Raw genomic sequence first — 14,036 nt, forward strand, 5'->3', positions numbered from 1 at the left:
GCTTCGTTCGAGGATGCCGGCATGTCGGATCAGGGTCATGATTTTCTGAAGGACTACCAGGCCTTTGCGCGCCAATCCTGGGATTCCTGGATGCGTTATCTGCAGCAATCGGGTGCTCCCGCTCCCTTCGGGATACCTCCTTCCGCCCCCAATGACGACCTGCTCACCCGCAGCCTCGCCAGCCTCAAGGCTTACGGGAGCTGGCTGCAGCAGGCCGCGGGAGCTGGGCCGGCCGGATTCGGGCCCATGATGGGAATGGGGAACTGGCAGCAGCCCGCGGCGATGCAGTCGTTCCTGGCCGCCTTTACGCCACCTTTCGCTCAAACGGTCGCAGGCATCGACAGTGCGTCCGCTTTCGGCCTGGACCATCAGTGGCAATCCTGGCTGCAGGCCATGCAGCGAGCCGGCATGAGCGGCGTCAATGGCATGAACGCAGCCGGGGCCATGCAAGGGCTGCCGGCGTTCGGCCTCACGCGCGAAATGCAGTTGGACCAGCAGGCGCTTGCCGCGGCAATCAACGACTACGTGCAAATCAACGCGCGCTATCACGCCTTGTTGCAGCAAGTGAGCACGCGCGGCATTGCGCGCCTGCAGGAAATGCTCGGCCAGCGCACGGAGCCGGGAAAACAACTCGACTCCATGAAGGCGCTGTACGACCTGTGGGTCGATGCCATGGAAGAGGCGTACTCGGAACTGGCCTTGTCCGACGAGTATCGCGACGTCTTCGGTGCCATGGTCAATGCACAGATGCAGGTGCGCAAGCTGCAGCAGCAACAGACCGAAAAAATGTGCCGCGAGCTAGGCATTCCCACTCGCAGCGAAGTGCATAGCCTCGGCCAGCGCGTGCAGCAACTGCGTCGCGATCTGCAGGCAAGCAAGCAGCGGGAATTCCACGCGGGTTCGAACGAAGTCGGCGCACTGCAGGCGGAAATCGCCGAGCTCAAGCGTGAGCTGGCGGCCAGCAAAGCCGCCGCCAAAGTCAGGCCGATTGCCGGCAAGCCGGAAGAAGGCAATGGCAAGTCCGCAGCGGTATCACGCACCAAAACAGCACGTTCCGCCTCGAGCAAGCGCAAGTAAGGATCGCCCATGCAAACTCCGTTGCACATCGACCCGCAGCAGGCTTTCAACGAAATGGCCGCGCTCCAGCGCAAGCTGGCTGCCGGCATGCAGAACCTGCGCGGCCTGGGCGAACAGGAATACGCCAATACGCCGCGCGAAGAAGTCTATCGCGAAGACAAGCTCACTCTGTGGCACATCAAGGGCAGCGACCGGCCTACCGCAAAGGTGCCGACGCTCATCGTCTACGCGCTCGTCAACACCGTCTGGATGACCGACCTGCAGGATGACCGCTCGCTGGTGCGCAATCTGCTGGCGCAGGGCGAAGACGTCTACCTGATCGATTGGGGTTATCCGGACGGCGCGGACCGCTGGCTGACGCTGGACGATTATCTCAACGGATACTTGGATCGCTGCGTCGACATCATTCGCCAACGCCATGGTCTGGAAGCTATCAACCTACTCGGCATCTGCCAGGGCGGCACATTCTCGCTGTGCTACACCGCGATGCACCCGGAAAAGGTGAAGAACCTCATCACCATGGTGACGCCGGTGGATTTTCGCACCCCCGACAACATGCTTTCGCACTGGGTGCAAAGCATGGACGTGGATCTGTTCGTCGACGCCATGGGCAATATCCCGGCAGAGCTGATGAATTGGGTGTATCTGATGCTCAAGCCGCTGCGCTTGAATCAGCAGAAATACATCAGCATGGTCGACATTCTCGACAATCCCGCCGAGTTGAAAAATTTCCTGCGCATGGAGCGCTGGATTTTCGACTCACCCGATCAGGCCGGCGAAGCGTTCCGCCAGTTCATCAAGGAATTCTTCCAGCAGAACAAGTTGATCAAGGGCGATTTGCAGATCGGCAGGCAGCCGGTCGACCTGGGCATGATTTCCCAGCCCATTCTCAACATCTACGCCACGCAGGACCATCTGGTGCCGCCGGATGCTTCCCGGCCACTGGGGCGCCACGTCAGCACCACCGATTACACGGAGCTTGCTTTCAAGGGAGGACACATCGGTATCTATGTGTCCAGTCGAGCTCAGCGCGAAGTGGCGCCGGCCATTCATCAGTGGCTGCGCGATCGCACCTGAAACGACACTCCCCAAACGGCACCGGCCGTAGCGGCGTAGGCTGGGTTAGCGCAGCCTGCCGCCTGCGGTCGGGCCTGATAGAATGGGGCGATGACGACCGCCTCCGTTACCCAACAAACCCACGACACCATTCGCGCCGTGCAATGGCATGGTGATTACCTGCAATTGCTGGATCAGCGCCTACTGCCGGCCGAGGAACGGTGGCTCGACTGCCGTGACGCAGCTGCAGTCACGTTAGCCATCAAGGATTTGGCCGTGCGTGGTGCGCCCGCCATCGGCATTGCCGCGGCCTGGGGCGTGGTGCTTGCCGCCAAACAGGGAGCACCGCTTGACCAGGCGCTGGCGCAATTGCGTGCAGCCCGCCCGACGGCAGTAAACCTGATGTGGGCACTCGACCGCATGAAGTCGCGCATCTCGGCTGGCGCGGACGCCGATGCGCTGGAGTGCGAGGCGCAAGCCATTCAGGACGAAGACCTGGCCGCCAACCGTCACATGGGCGAACTGGGTGCTGCGCTTATCGCACCGGGTTCCTGTGTGATGACCCATTGCAATACCGGTTCGCTAGCAACCTCAGGCTACGGCACCGCGTTGGGAGTGATTCGTGCAGGTGTCGCAGCCGGCCGCATTGAGCACGTCTATGCAGGCGAGACCCGGCCTTGGCAACAAGGCGCGCGCCTCACCATGTGGGAGCTGGTTCGCGACGGGATTCCTGCCAAGCTGATCGCCGACTCCGCCGCCTCGCACCTGATGAAAGCGGGTGAGGTGAAGTGGGTGATCGTCGGCGCCGACCGCATCGCGGCCAACGGCGATACTGCCAACAAGATCGGCACCTACCAGCTGGCCATTGCCGCGCGCCATCACGGCGTGAAGTTCATGGTGGTGGCGCCATCATCGACCGTCGACATGGCCACCGCCTCTGGCGACGACATCGAGATTGAATTGCGCGATGCGGCGGAGCTGCTAAGCGTGGCCGGGCGCCGCACCGTGGTGGAGGGTGCGCAAGCCTGGAATCCGGTTTTCGACGTCACGCCGGCCTCGCTGATCGATGCCATCGTTACGGAGCGCGGCGTGATCGAACATCCCACCACGGAACGTATGCGAGCCGTTTTCTCGGTATGAAATTGCGCCACGAAGTGATGCTGTTTGCCGTCGGCGGCGCCATCGGCTTCGTCGTCGATGCCGGCATCGTGCAGATGCTGGTCAGTTTCGTGCATTTCAATCCGTATGGGGGCCGGGTGATTTCGTTCCTCGCCGCGGCCACGGTCACCTGGTGGTGGAATCGAAGCCAGACCTTTGCGGCCCGTCAAAGCAACCGGTCGCTGGTCACCGAATGGCTGCATTGGATGGCCTTGATGGGGGGCGGTGCGGCCATCAATTACGCGGCCTATGTGGCATGTCTCGTCGAGATTCCAAGCTGGCACAAGTGGCCCGTGCTGGCAGTTGCCGTGGGATCGTTTTTCGCGGCATTCGTCAATTTCGTAAGCGCCCGGACACTCCTTTTCAAGCGCGCCAAAACTCATTCATAACTCTTTGATTGGGAAGGGTTATTTGGGCGCCCTCCAAGCCCTTTTGTGGTACACTCCGAAGCTACCGTCTGATCCTTGCCGACAAGCGCACCGCGCCTGTCGCGAGGCTCCTATTTGTTACCAGGGAAGCTGATTGATGGCAGAGCTCGCCAAAGAAGTCATCCGCGTCAATATCGAAGACGAAATGCGCCAGAGCTATCTCGATTACGCCATGAGCGTGATCGTGGGACGCGCCCTCCCGGACGTCCGTGATGGTCTGAAACCCGTGCATCGCCGCGTGCTGTTTGCGATGAACGAGCTGGGCAACGCCTGGAACAAGCCTTACAAGAAATCCGCCCGCGTCGTCGGTGACGTCATCGGTAAATACCATCCGCATGGTGACGCGTCCGTTTACGATGCCATCGTGCGCATGGCTCAGCCATTTTCGTTGCGCTACATGCTGGTCGACGGGCAAGGCAACTTCGGTTCGGTCGACGGCGACAACGCTGCGGCAATGCGTTACACCGAAGTGCGCATGGCCAAGCTTACGCACGAGCTGTTGGCCGATATCGACAAGGAAACCGTCGATTTTGGCCCCAACTACGACGAAAGCGAGCACGAGCCGCTGGTATTGCCCACGCGTGTGCCGAATTTGCTCGTCAACGGCTCGGCTGGCATCGCGGTGGGCATGGCCACCAACGTGCCGCCGCACAATCTGACGGAAGTCGTCTCGGCAACCATTGCGTTGATCGACGAACCGTCGCTCAGCATCGACGACCTCATGCAGCACGTGCCCGGTCCGGATTTTCCGACCGCCGGCATCATCAATGGTGCAGCCGGTATTGTCGAAGCCTATCGCACCGGCCGTGGTCGCATTCTGGTGCGTGCACGCACCGAGATTGAAACCGAATCCAACGGCCGCGAGACGATCCTCGTCCACGAGCTGCCGTACCAGGTGAACAAAGCGCGCCTGATCGAAAAGATCGCCGAACTGGTCAAGGAAAAGCGCCTCGAAGGCATTTCGGAGCTGCGCGACGAATCCGACAAGGACGGCATGCGCATCGTCATCGAGATCCGCCGCGACTCGATGGCCGACGTGGTACTGAACAACCTGTTCCAGCAGACGCAGCTGCAGGTCACGTTTGGCATAAACATGGTGGCGCTGGTCGACGGCCAGCCGCGCACGCTTAATCTGAAGGAAATCCTCGAGGCGTTCATTCGCCATCGCCGCGAAGTCGTCACGCGCCGCACGATTTTCGAGCTGCGCAAGGCCCGTGCCCGTGCGCACATCCTGGAAGGCCTGACGGTTGCGCTCGCCAACATCGACGAGATGATCGAGCTGATCAAGACCTCGGCCTCGCCGCAGGAAGCACGCGAGCGCATGCTGGCGCGCAAGTGGGAACCGGGCATGGTGGGTGCGATGCTCGCCGCCGCGGGTGCAGAGGCTTCGCGCCCCGAAGACATGGATCCGCGCGACGGACTCAAGTCCGGGGGGTATCAGCTTTCCGAAACGCAGGCGCAGGAAATCCTCGCCATGCGCCTGCATCGCCTCACCGGGCTGGAGCAGGAAAAGCTGTCCGACGAATACCGCGAGATTCTGGAAATCATCCGCGGCTTGATCCAGATCCTGGAAGATCCCGCGCGATTGCTCGCCGTGATCCGCGAAGAGCTGGAAGCGGTCAAGACCGAGTTCGGCGACAAGCGCCGCACCGAGATCCAGCATTCGCAAGAAGATCTCAACGTACTCGACCTGATTGCGCCGGAAGATGTAGTTGTCACGCTATCGCACGCAGGTTACGTGAAGCGCCAGCCTGCGAGCACCTATCGCGCACAACGGCGCGGCGGCAAAGGCCGGTCGGCATCGGCGCTGAAGGAAGAGGATTTCGTCGAACAGTTGTGGGTGGTCAATACCCACGACACCTTGCTCACGTTTACCAGCACCGGTCGCGTTTACTGGCTGAAGGTTTACCAGATGCCGGAGGCGGGCCCGAATGCGCGCGGAAAGCCGATGGTGAACCTGCTGCCGCTGGCGGAAGGCGAAAAGGTTCAGGCTGTGTTGCCGGTACACGAGTACAGCGAAGATCGTTTCGTCTTCTTCTCGACGGCGCAAGGCACGGTGAAAAAGACGCCGCTGACCGAATTTGCTTATCAATTGCAGAAGGGCAAGATCGCCATCAATCTGGATGAAGGCGATGCGCTGGTCGGCGTCGAGCTTACCGACGGCAATAGCGACGTACTGTTGTTCGCATCGAACGGCAAGGTGGTACGTTTCGACGAAGGCGAAGTGCGTTCCATGGGACGTACCGCCACCGGTGTGCGCGGCATGAAGCTCGCCGACGGTGCGAACGTGGTGTCGCTGATCGTGGCATCCGAGGGCGATGTTCTGACTGCTACCGAACGCGGTTACGGCAAGCGCACGCAGCTCGAGGAATTCCCCAAGAAGGGGCGTGGTACGCAGGGTGTGATCGGTATTCAGTGCTCGGAGCGCAATGGCGCGCTGGTCGCGGCGGTGCAGGTCACCGATGCACACGAATTGATGCTGATTTCCAATCAGGGAACCCTGGTGCGCACCCGCGTCACCGAGATTTCCCAGCTGGGCCGCAATACCCAGGGCGTGACCCTGATCCGCCTGCCTGCCGAAGAAGCGCTCGTCAGCGTGGTGCGTCTGGACGCCGACGAAAGCAACGGCGAAGAGACGGAAGCCGGCGACGAGCCTGCCCCGGAGCAGGGCGACGCAAACGAAGCATCGTGATGACGCACGTGAGCTTCCCTCTTGAGAGGGAAGCTCACGTCGGCAACATCAACGGTAGGTCACGCTGATCAATTGGGCGTTCTTCGGAGCGTACGTTGCAAAATAATCGAGCACGTCGCTCGACAATTTTCGCTGGGCATCACGGAGCGCGTAGGCTTGGCTGGTTTGTGCCAACTCGGCATGGTTGTGTGGTGTTGCCGGCGAAGACGCTGAGGCCATCTGAACGATGCCCCCTCTGAACGTGATGATCCCGCCGGATGTCGTGCTCGCCTGCACATCGGCCATACACAAAAGGCACAGGGTTGCTGTGGCCAATACGTTGCGAATTTTCACACCGGATCCCCTTGAATCCGGCATGGCCTTGGCGCCCTTTCGGAAATGTCGGCGGGGCGTTGCCAACACGTGCGCAATACAAAGCAGGCGCGGATCGCTATAAGTTGCCCGCTGCTACTTTGTAGGAAAATGACTGCAGACAAATGTGATATTCATCTCGTCATTTTGTAGGGTCTAGCTCAGCAGTTGCTGCAGAACCGCTTCCGCACCGCTCACTCGTAACTCTCCGGGACTCTCGACGCCAATCCATTTGACGATACCGTTTTCGGCATGCAGTGCGAACCGGCGTGAGCGGATGCCCATGCCGTAAGCGCTACCGTCCATCTCCAAGCCCAGAGCCTTGGTCAGTGATGCATTACCGTCTGCGAGCAGCTTCAGGCCTTCCGGCACGTGTTGCGACGCGCCCCAGGCTTTCATGACAAATGCATCGTTGACTGACATGCCATAGACATCCATGCCGCGCGCCTTGAATGTCTGGTAGTGCTTCACGTAGCCGGGTAGATGGCGTTCCGAGCAGGTGGGCGTAAAAGCGCCGGGAACGCCGAACAACACGACGTTCCTGCCCGCGAAAAGCTCGCTGGACGGAATACGCTTGATCTCGGCTGCGCCGTCGACCACGGCAATTTCGACATCGGGCAGGGATTGGCCAATCTGGATGGGCATGAGGGAACTCACTGAAGTGAAGGCAACGGCCGCATGCTACTGCCGTGCGGGGCGGCTTGTCGCCTTGAAATGAAGCACTTCGGAACTATCTAGCTCTCAAGCGGTGGTCGCACCGCACCTATTTCGAGGTAGACAGCTATGAATCCGAGCCGCAGTGCCGTTTGGGGCGCCAACGCTTTTCCGTCGGATGTCCGTCACGTATTCGATCGCTTGTTTCAGCACGACGAGAGCGATGCATCCAATGTGCCGACCGGCCAGTGGGCTCCGCGTGTGGACATCAAGGAAGAAGAACGGCGTTTTGTGATCTTCGTGGACGTGCCCGGGGTCGACCCGTCTTCGATCGAGGTGAGCATGGACAAGGGCGTGCTCTCCATCAAGGGCGAGCGTGCCGTCGAGAAGAGCGAGCAAAACAGCCGCTTTACACGAGTGGAGCGTGCGCACGGTCGTTTCCACCGCCGCTTTACCTTGCCCGACAGCGCCGATGCCGAGAATGTCAGCGCCACCGGCAAACACGGTGTGCTGGAGATCGCGATTCCCAAGAGGGCGCAGGTCGCGCCGCGGCGCATCACCATTCATACCGCGCAGTAACGTCAGCTATCGCTTGATGTTGCATCGGCAGCCCGCCACGGACGATGATCCGTGGCGGGCTGCCTGTGTTGTGCAGATCAATGCTGGGGAGTGGCAGTGGAATTCAAAGATTATTACGACATCCTGGGTGTGAAGCCCGATGCCAGCGAGGCCGATATCAAGGCGGCTTATCGCAAGCTGGCGCGTAAATATCATCCGGACAAGAACAAGGACGCTGGCGCCGAAGAGAAGTTCAAGGCGATCAACGAGGCCAACGAAGTGTTGCGCGATGCCGAAAAGCGCCGTGCTTACGATCAGTTGCGTGCGGGCGGCTATCGGTCAGGCGAGCAGTTCCGCCCGCCGCCGAACTGGCAAGGCCAGGGCTTTGATTTCGGTGAGGCCGGGGAAGGCGATTTCAGCGATTTCTTCGAAAGCCTTTTTGGCCGGGCTGCAGGCGGAGCCCGTCAGGGAACGCCGAAGGCCCGCCGGGGCCGCGATGTGCAGGCTCACGTGCAGATCGACCTGCAGACCGCTTTCGATGGTGGCCGCACCCGCCTCAGTCTCGACGACGGCAGCGGCAGCGAGCGGGTGCTCGAGGTGAAGATTCCTGCGGGCATCCTGCCCGGCAAGGTGATCCGGTTGAGCGGCCAGGGCCAGCCCGGCATGGGAGGCGGCCCGAACGGCGATCTGCTGCTGGAAGTGGGCATACGCGAGGATGCACGCTTCAAGCTGGATGGACACAACGTGCTTTGCTCGCTGCCGATCAGCCCCTGGGAGGCTGCCCTGGGGGCGACCGTGCCGGTACCTACGCTGGCCGGCGCAGTCGACCTGCGTATTCCGGCGGCTACCCAGTCGGGCCGCAAACTGCGCCTGAAGGGGCGTGGCATGCCGGGGCACGTGCCTGGCGATCAACTGGTGGAAATATCGATCCGCGTCCCGGCGGTCGAGAGTGAGGCGCAACGTGAAGCCTATGAAGCATTGCGCGCGCAATTTGCGCACTACGATCCGCGTCACTGAGGGGCTGCCCTCGCGGGTAGGAAACAAAACGGCGCCGTAAGGCGCCGTTTGCGTTTATCGGGTTTGGCTGGACTCTTCAGGCCGGCAGCAGTTCCTTCAGCACCGCGACCAGTTCTTCTTCCTTGATCGGCTTGGTCACGTAGGCTTTTGCGCCCTGGCGCATGCCCCAGACTTTGTCGGTTTCCTGGTCCTTGGTGGTCACCAGCACGATCGGAATGTGCGCGGTTTCCGGATCCTTGCTGATGGTGCGCGTGGCTTGGAAGCCATTGAGATTGGGCATCACCACGTCCATCAGGATCAGGGCAGGCTTTTCCTGCTTGGCTACCGCGACACCTGCTGCGCCGTCTTCGGCGGTCAGCGTCTCATGGCCGAGTTTCTCGACGATGCGCTTGATACCGAGGAGCTGCGACGGCGAGTCGTCGACGATTAGGATGCGTGCCATAAGGTGGGGATCCCCTGTTGTTTCGTTAATTCTAAGTCGCCGTGACGGCGCTTCCAAGTTTAAACGCGGTCGCAGGCGTCAAACGGTGCCGACGCGCACAATGGTACGGCCAAACGACTCGCCTGCCAGCATACGCTCGAACACTTCTGGCAACTGCTCCAGCGTGACCTCCCGGGTGGCGATCCGGTCGAGATGGAGCGGCTTCCAGTCGCTGGCTAGATGTTGCCACACCTCATCGCGCTGGTCGCGGGGTGTGCCGGCGGAAGCGATGCCGAGCAGGCTGGCGCCGCGGATGATGAACGGCATGACGGTCCCGTCGAAGGCGATGCCGCCGGCATTGCCGCAGATGGCGACGTTGCCGTAGGGCACGATGAGCGGAAGCAGCCCGGCCAGCATCGCGCCGCCGACGTTGTCCAGCGCGCCGCCGAAGCGGGCCGAATCCATGGGTTTGCCGCTGAATGCAAGCTGGTGGCGGTCGATGCATTCGGTGGCGCCGAGGCTGCGCAGGAAATCGAATTGCGCAGCCTTGCCGCTGATGGCGTGTACCTCGTAGCCGGCCCGGCTGAAGACATCAATCGCAAGCATGCCCACGCCGCCGCTGGCGCCGGTGACGGCGATCGGGCCCTGCGCCGGTGTCTGGTGGTTGTCTTGCATGCGCAGCAGGCCCAGTGCGGCCGTAAAGCCGGCGGTACCAAGGATCATGCTTTCGCGCAGAGTCAGGCCCTGGGGCAGGGGGATGGTCCAGGCCGCCGGCAGGCAGATGTACTGCCCGTAGCCGCCGTCGCGCGTTTCGGACAGACCGCTGCCGGTGCACAGGACGGCGTCGCCTTCCTTGATGTGCGGGACGCTGGAGGCGGTCACCACCCCCGCCGCATCAATGCCGCCGTTGAGCGGGTATTGGCGAAGAATTTTGCCCTTGCCGGTGCCGGCCAAGGCGTCTTTGTAATTCACCGACGAGTAGGCGACCTTGACCTGCACTTCGCCTGCGCTGAGCTCTGCGGTGTTCATCGTCGCGATGCCGCCACGGTAGCCGGCAGTATCGTTGTGGATGCGAAAGGCGCGGAAATCGGTATTTGTGCTCATGATGGCGTTCTCGATCAGGCTTTGACGCTGTGGTTGTCGATCCATTTGGGCAGGTGATCGCCTTGATAATGCGACATCCATTCGAAAAGCTGCGTCACGTCGTCACCGAACCAGATGCCTTGGCGATTCTCGGTACGCACGAAAGACTCCGAAACCATGTGATCCATCATGTCGCGCAACGCGGTGTAATAGTTGCGCACATTGAAGAAAGCGCACGGGTATCGATGCAATCCCAATTGCGCCCAGGTGAGCATCTCGAACATCTCGTCCATGGTGCCGAAGCCGCCGGGGAGGGCGACGAAGGCGTCCGACAGTTCGTACATGCGGGTCTTGCGCTGGTGCATGGTCTCGACCACGTGCATCTCGGTCAGGCCCGGATGCGCCACTTCGCGTTCCACCAGTTGGCGAGGGATGACGCCGATGGCTTTGCCGCCGGCCGCCAGTACCGCGTCGGCCACCGTACCCATCAGGCCGACTTTGCCGCCGCCGTAGACCAAGGTGATGCCGCGACGGACCATTTCCGTTCCGAACGCACGAGCGGTTTCCACATAGTCGGGGTGATTGCCGGAACTGGAGCCGCAATAAACGCAAAGGGCGGTTGGAAGAGGCATGGTGAAGACGACTCCGTCAGGTGAACACGCACGATATCGATTCGTCGTTTTCGGCCAGACCGAAAACAAAGGCCCGCTCATGTCGCCACGAGCGGGCCATCGATGCTGTATCCCGGAGCCCCACGCGTTCGCGCGTTGTCCCGGGAGGGGTCATCCTGACCTCAGTTGCCCTTGTGAATGGCGCGCTTGTCGACCGAGAGCGCCGCTTCGTGCACGGCTTCCGACAGGGTCGGGTGGGCGTGAACAATGCGGGCCAGGTCTTCGGCGGAGCCCTTGAACTCCATCGCGACCACGGCTTCGGCGATCAGCTCGGATACGCCCGGGCCAACCATGTGCACGCCGAGCAGGCGATCGGTTTCGGCATGCGCAATGACCTTCACCTGGCCGATGGCTTCGTTCATCGCCACGGCGCGGCCGATGGCGGCGAACGGGAAGGTGCCGATCTTATACGGAACGCCGGCGTCCTTCAGTTCCTTTTCGGTTTTGCCGGCCCAGGCGATTTCCGGTTCGGTGTAGATCACCCACGGAATGGTGTCGAAGTTGATGTGGCCCGCCTTGCCGGCGATCCACTCGGCGACTGCAACGCCTTCTTCGGAACCCTTGTGCGCGAGCATCGGACCGCGCACGGTGTCGCCGATCGCCCACACGCCGTCCACGCCGGTGTGGTTGTGTTCGTCGACCACGATGCGACCACGCTCATCCAGCTTTACGCCGGTGTCGTCGGCCAGCAGGCCTTCGGTGTAGGCGCGGCGGCCCACGGCGACCAGCAGCTTGTCGACGGTGATTTCGTGCGAGCCGTCCTTGTCTTCGTAGGTCAGCGCGACTTCGTTCTTTTTGACTTCGGCCTTGGTCAGCTTGGCGCCGAGCTTGATGGCCAGGCCCTGCTTCTCGAATTCCTTCTTGGCGATCTTGGCCACGTCGGCATCGGCCACCGAGAGGAAGTCCGGCAGCGCTTCGAGGATCGTGACTTCCGAACCCAAGCGGTTCCACACGCTGCCCAGTTCCAGGCCGATCACGCCGGCGCCGATCACGCCCAGGCGCTTGGGCACTTCATTGATGTCGAGCGCGCCAGCGTTGTCGATGATGTTCTTGCCGTCGAACTTGGCGAACGGCAGCTCGATCGGCACCGAGCCGGAAGCGAGGATCACGTTGGTGGCGCTGATGGTCTGCTTGCTGCCGTCGTTACCAGTGATCTCGACGTTATTACCTTTCAGCAGCTTGCCCTTGCCGAAGAACGGCGTGATCTTGTTGGCCTTGAACAGCTGGCCAATGCCGCCGGTGAACTGCTTGACGATCTTGTCCTTGCGGCCGATGAAAGTGGCCATGTCGACCTTCGCGTTCTCCACCGAAATGCCGTGTGCCGGTAGGTTGTGCGCGAGGTTGAAATACTGCTTGGAAGAGTCGAGCAGCGCCTTGGACGGGATGCAGCCCACGTTGAGGCAGGTACCGCCGAGAGCCTGCTTGCCGTCCTTGCCCACAAAGGCATCCACGCAAGCGGTCTTGAGGCCGAGCTGCGCGGCGCGAATGGCGGCCACATAACCGGCAGGGCCGGCGCCGATGACGATGACGTCGAATTTGTCGCTCATGGTTTCGAGTTTCCTGGGGAGCGGATCGTGCCGTATATGGCGGCGCGTAAGGGATTTCGAAAGGGGTGTGCCGCGACGGACGGAAGCGCACCAGGGCGCTGCCGTCCGTCAGATCGCATTACATGCCCAGCAGCATGCGCTGCGGATTCTCGAGCTGGTTCTTGATGTCCACCAGGAACAGCACCGCGTCCTTGCCGTCGATGATGCGGTGGTCGTAGCTCAGCGCCAGGTACATCATCGGCGCGGCGATCACCTGGCCGTTCTCGACGATCGCACGTTCCTTGATGGTGTGCATGCCGAGAATCGCGCTCTGCGGCGGGTTGACGATCGGCGTCGACAGCAGCGAACCGAAGGTGCCGCCATTGGTGATGGTGAAGGTGCCGCCCTGCAGGTCATCCAGCCCGAGCTTGCCGTCGCGCGCCTTCTTGGCGTAGTTGACGATGCCCTTTTCGACATCGGCGAAGCTCATGTTCTGCGCATCGCGCAGCACCGGCGTGACCAGGCCCTTGTCGGTGGACACGGCGATGGAGATGTCCTGGTAGCCGTGATAGATGATGTCGTTGCCGTCGACCGAGGCGTTGATGACCGGATGGCGCTTCAGCGCTTCGGTGGCGGCCTTCACGAAGAAGCTCATGAAGCCGAGCTTCACCCCGTTGGCCTTTTCGAACTGCTCGCCCAGCGTCTTGCGCATCTTGCTGACTTCGGCAAGGTTCACTTCGTTGAACGAGGTGAGCATGGCGATCGAGTTCTTCGACTGCATCAGGCGCTCGGCAATGCGGGCGCGGATGCGGGTCATCGGCACGCGTTCTTCCGGACGCGAACCCGGCGTCGGTGCCACGGCAGCGGGAGCTGCGGCAGGAGCGCCGCCCTTGCCGTAGTTGACCAGGTCTTCCTTGGTCACGCGGCCATCGCGGCCGGTGCCGGCGACCTTGGACGCATCGATGTTTTGCTCGGTAGCGACGCGCAGGCCGGCCGGGGAAAGATCCGCGGAGCCCGCGGCAGCCTTCGGCGCGGTTGCAGCGGCCGGAGCGGCGGCGGGTGCCGGTGCAGCAGCGACCGGAGCCGATGCGGCAGCCACAGCGCCTTCCTCGATGACCGCGATCACCTGCTGGCTGTTGACGGTGTCGCCGCTTTGGAACTTGATTTCCTTCAGCACGCCGTCGACCGGTGACGGCACTTCCAGCACGACCTTGTCGGTTTCCAGATCGACCAGGTTTTCGTCACGCTTGACCGCTTCACCGGCCTTCTTGTGCCAGGTGGCGATGGTGGCGTCGGAGACGGACTCGGGCAGAACGGGGACTTTGACTTCGGTGGACATAGATG

At 61.7% G+C, this 14,036-nt stretch carries 14 protein-coding genes; 7 read left to right on the plus strand and 7 right to left on the minus strand.

The window, feature by feature from the left end; all coding sequences use genetic code 11:
• Positions 1-21: 21 nt before the first annotated feature.
• From ISS99_RS15200 to gyrA, 5 genes are all read left to right on the plus strand, one after another.
• Positions 22-1,077: a poly(R)-hydroxyalkanoic acid synthase subunit PhaE gene (locus tag ISS99_RS15200; RefSeq protein WP_204632428.1), complete on the plus strand. Its 1,056-nt coding sequence runs from the start codon at positions 22-24 to the stop codon at positions 1,075-1,077.
• 9 nt (positions 1,078-1,086) lie between these two features.
• The gene (gene phaC / locus ISS99_RS15205) at positions 1,087-2,154 is read left to right on the plus strand and encodes a class III poly(R)-hydroxyalkanoic acid synthase subunit PhaC (protein WP_204632429.1); all 1,068 of its coding nucleotides are present in this window, start codon (positions 1,087-1,089) and stop codon (positions 2,152-2,154) included.
• Between the two features lie 90 nt (positions 2,155-2,244).
• A complete protein-coding gene (gene mtnA / locus ISS99_RS15210) occupies positions 2,245-3,273 on the plus strand; it encodes an S-methyl-5-thioribose-1-phosphate isomerase (RefSeq protein ID WP_204632430.1) in 1,029 nt (342 codons plus the stop codon).
• Positions 3,270-3,680 carry a GtrA family protein gene (locus ISS99_RS15215; RefSeq protein WP_204632431.1) on the plus strand — a complete coding sequence of 137 codons (411 nt, stop codon included), beginning with the start codon at positions 3,270-3,272 and terminating at the stop codon, positions 3,678-3,680. The genes mtnA and ISS99_RS15215 overlap by 4 nt, the downstream gene beginning before the upstream one ends.
• A 136-nt stretch (positions 3,681-3,816) precedes the next feature.
• Positions 3,817-6,411, plus strand: coding sequence for a DNA gyrase subunit A (gene gyrA, locus ISS99_RS15220; RefSeq protein ID WP_204632432.1), 2,595 nt, complete (start codon positions 3,817-3,819; stop codon positions 6,409-6,411).
• A 48-nt stretch (positions 6,412-6,459) separates the two neighbouring features.
• Here gyrA and ISS99_RS15225 read toward each other — a convergent pair whose 3' ends face one another.
• Both ISS99_RS15225 and ISS99_RS15230 read right to left on the minus strand, forming a co-directional pair.
• Positions 6,460-6,744 carry a hypothetical protein gene (locus ISS99_RS15225; protein WP_204632433.1) on the minus strand — a complete coding sequence of 95 codons (285 nt, stop codon included), beginning with the start codon at positions 6,742-6,744 and terminating at the stop codon, positions 6,460-6,462.
• Positions 6,745-6,918: 174 nt separating this feature from the next.
• Positions 6,919-7,407 (minus strand): peroxiredoxin, encoded by a 489-nt coding sequence (locus ISS99_RS15230; RefSeq protein WP_204632434.1) that lies wholly within the window; start codon positions 7,405-7,407, stop codon positions 6,919-6,921.
• 138 nt (positions 7,408-7,545) lie between these two features.
• Between ISS99_RS15230 and ISS99_RS15235 the strand changes: the two genes are divergently transcribed.
• On the plus strand, positions 7,546-7,995 hold the full coding sequence (locus ISS99_RS15235; protein WP_204632435.1) for an Hsp20/alpha crystallin family protein: 450 nt from the start codon (positions 7,546-7,548) through the stop codon (positions 7,993-7,995).
• Between the two features lie 96 nt (positions 7,996-8,091).
• Complete coding sequence (locus tag ISS99_RS15240; protein ID WP_204632436.1) at positions 8,092-8,991, plus strand: DnaJ C-terminal domain-containing protein; 900 nt, start codon at positions 8,092-8,094, stop codon at positions 8,989-8,991.
• Between the two features lie 76 nt (positions 8,992-9,067).
• Here ISS99_RS15240 and pilH read toward each other — a convergent pair whose 3' ends face one another.
• The 5 genes from pilH to odhB form a co-directional block, all read right to left on the minus strand.
• A complete protein-coding gene (gene pilH, locus ISS99_RS15245) occupies positions 9,068-9,433 on the minus strand; it encodes a twitching motility response regulator PilH (protein ID WP_192674868.1) in 366 nt (121 codons plus the stop codon).
• 78 nt (positions 9,434-9,511) lie between these two features.
• The gene (locus ISS99_RS15250) at positions 9,512-10,516 is read right to left on the minus strand and encodes an acrylyl-CoA reductase family protein (protein WP_204632437.1); all 1,005 of its coding nucleotides are present in this window, start codon (positions 10,514-10,516) and stop codon (positions 9,512-9,514) included.
• Positions 10,517-10,530: 14 nt separating this feature from the next.
• Entirely contained in the window at positions 10,531-11,127 is a 597-nt protein-coding gene (locus ISS99_RS15255) for an LOG family protein (protein WP_204632438.1), read from the minus strand.
• A 161-nt stretch (positions 11,128-11,288) separates the two neighbouring features.
• Positions 11,289-12,713, minus strand: coding sequence for a dihydrolipoyl dehydrogenase (gene lpdA, locus ISS99_RS15260; RefSeq protein ID WP_204632439.1), 1,425 nt, complete (start codon positions 12,711-12,713; stop codon positions 11,289-11,291).
• Positions 12,714-12,831: 118 nt separating this feature from the next.
• Positions 12,832-14,031: a 2-oxoglutarate dehydrogenase complex dihydrolipoyllysine-residue succinyltransferase gene (gene odhB, locus ISS99_RS15265; protein WP_204632440.1), complete on the minus strand. Its 1,200-nt coding sequence runs from the start codon at positions 14,029-14,031 to the stop codon at positions 12,832-12,834.
• Positions 14,032-14,036 lie beyond the last annotated feature (5 nt).

Origin of the sequence: Dyella mobilis (genome assembly GCF_016904945.1) — a bacterium.
GTDB classification, from domain to species: Bacteria; Pseudomonadota; Gammaproteobacteria; order Xanthomonadales; family Rhodanobacteraceae; genus Dyella_B; species Dyella_B mobilis.

What these genes read in the sequence shown, in the direction of transcription:
- ISS99_RS15200 (WP_204632428.1), top strand. Translation starts at nt 22, where the DNA reads ATGTCGGATCAGGGTCATGATTTTCTGAAGGACTACCAGGCCTTTGCG.
- phaC (WP_204632429.1), top strand. Translation starts at nt 1,087, where the DNA reads ATGCAAACTCCGTTGCACATCGACCCGCAGCAGGCTTTCAACGAAATG.
- mtnA (WP_204632430.1), top strand. Translation starts at nt 2,245, where the DNA reads ATGACGACCGCCTCCGTTACCCAACAAACCCACGACACCATTCGCGCC.
- ISS99_RS15215 (WP_204632431.1), top strand. Translation starts at nt 3,270, where the DNA reads ATGAAATTGCGCCACGAAGTGATGCTGTTTGCCGTCGGCGGCGCCATC.
- gyrA (WP_204632432.1), top strand. Translation starts at nt 3,817, where the DNA reads ATGGCAGAGCTCGCCAAAGAAGTCATCCGCGTCAATATCGAAGACGAA.
- ISS99_RS15230 (WP_204632434.1), bottom strand. Translation starts at nt 7,407, where the DNA reads ATGCCCATCCAGATTGGCCAATCCCTGCCCGATGTCGAAATTGCCGTG.
- ISS99_RS15235 (WP_204632435.1), top strand. Translation starts at nt 7,546, where the DNA reads ATGAATCCGAGCCGCAGTGCCGTTTGGGGCGCCAACGCTTTTCCGTCG.
- pilH (WP_192674868.1), bottom strand. Translation starts at nt 9,433, where the DNA reads ATGGCACGCATCCTAATCGTCGACGACTCGCCGTCGCAGCTCCTCGGT.
- ISS99_RS15250 (WP_204632437.1), bottom strand. Translation starts at nt 10,516, where the DNA reads ATGAGCACAAATACCGATTTCCGCGCCTTTCGCATCCACAACGATACT.
- ISS99_RS15255 (WP_204632438.1), bottom strand. Translation starts at nt 11,127, where the DNA reads ATGCCTCTTCCAACCGCCCTTTGCGTTTATTGCGGCTCCAGTTCCGGC.
- lpdA (WP_204632439.1), bottom strand. Translation starts at nt 12,713, where the DNA reads ATGAGCGACAAATTCGACGTCATCGTCATCGGCGCCGGCCCTGCCGGT.
- odhB (WP_204632440.1), bottom strand. Translation starts at nt 14,031, where the DNA reads ATGTCCACCGAAGTCAAAGTCCCCGTTCTGCCCGAGTCCGTCTCCGAC.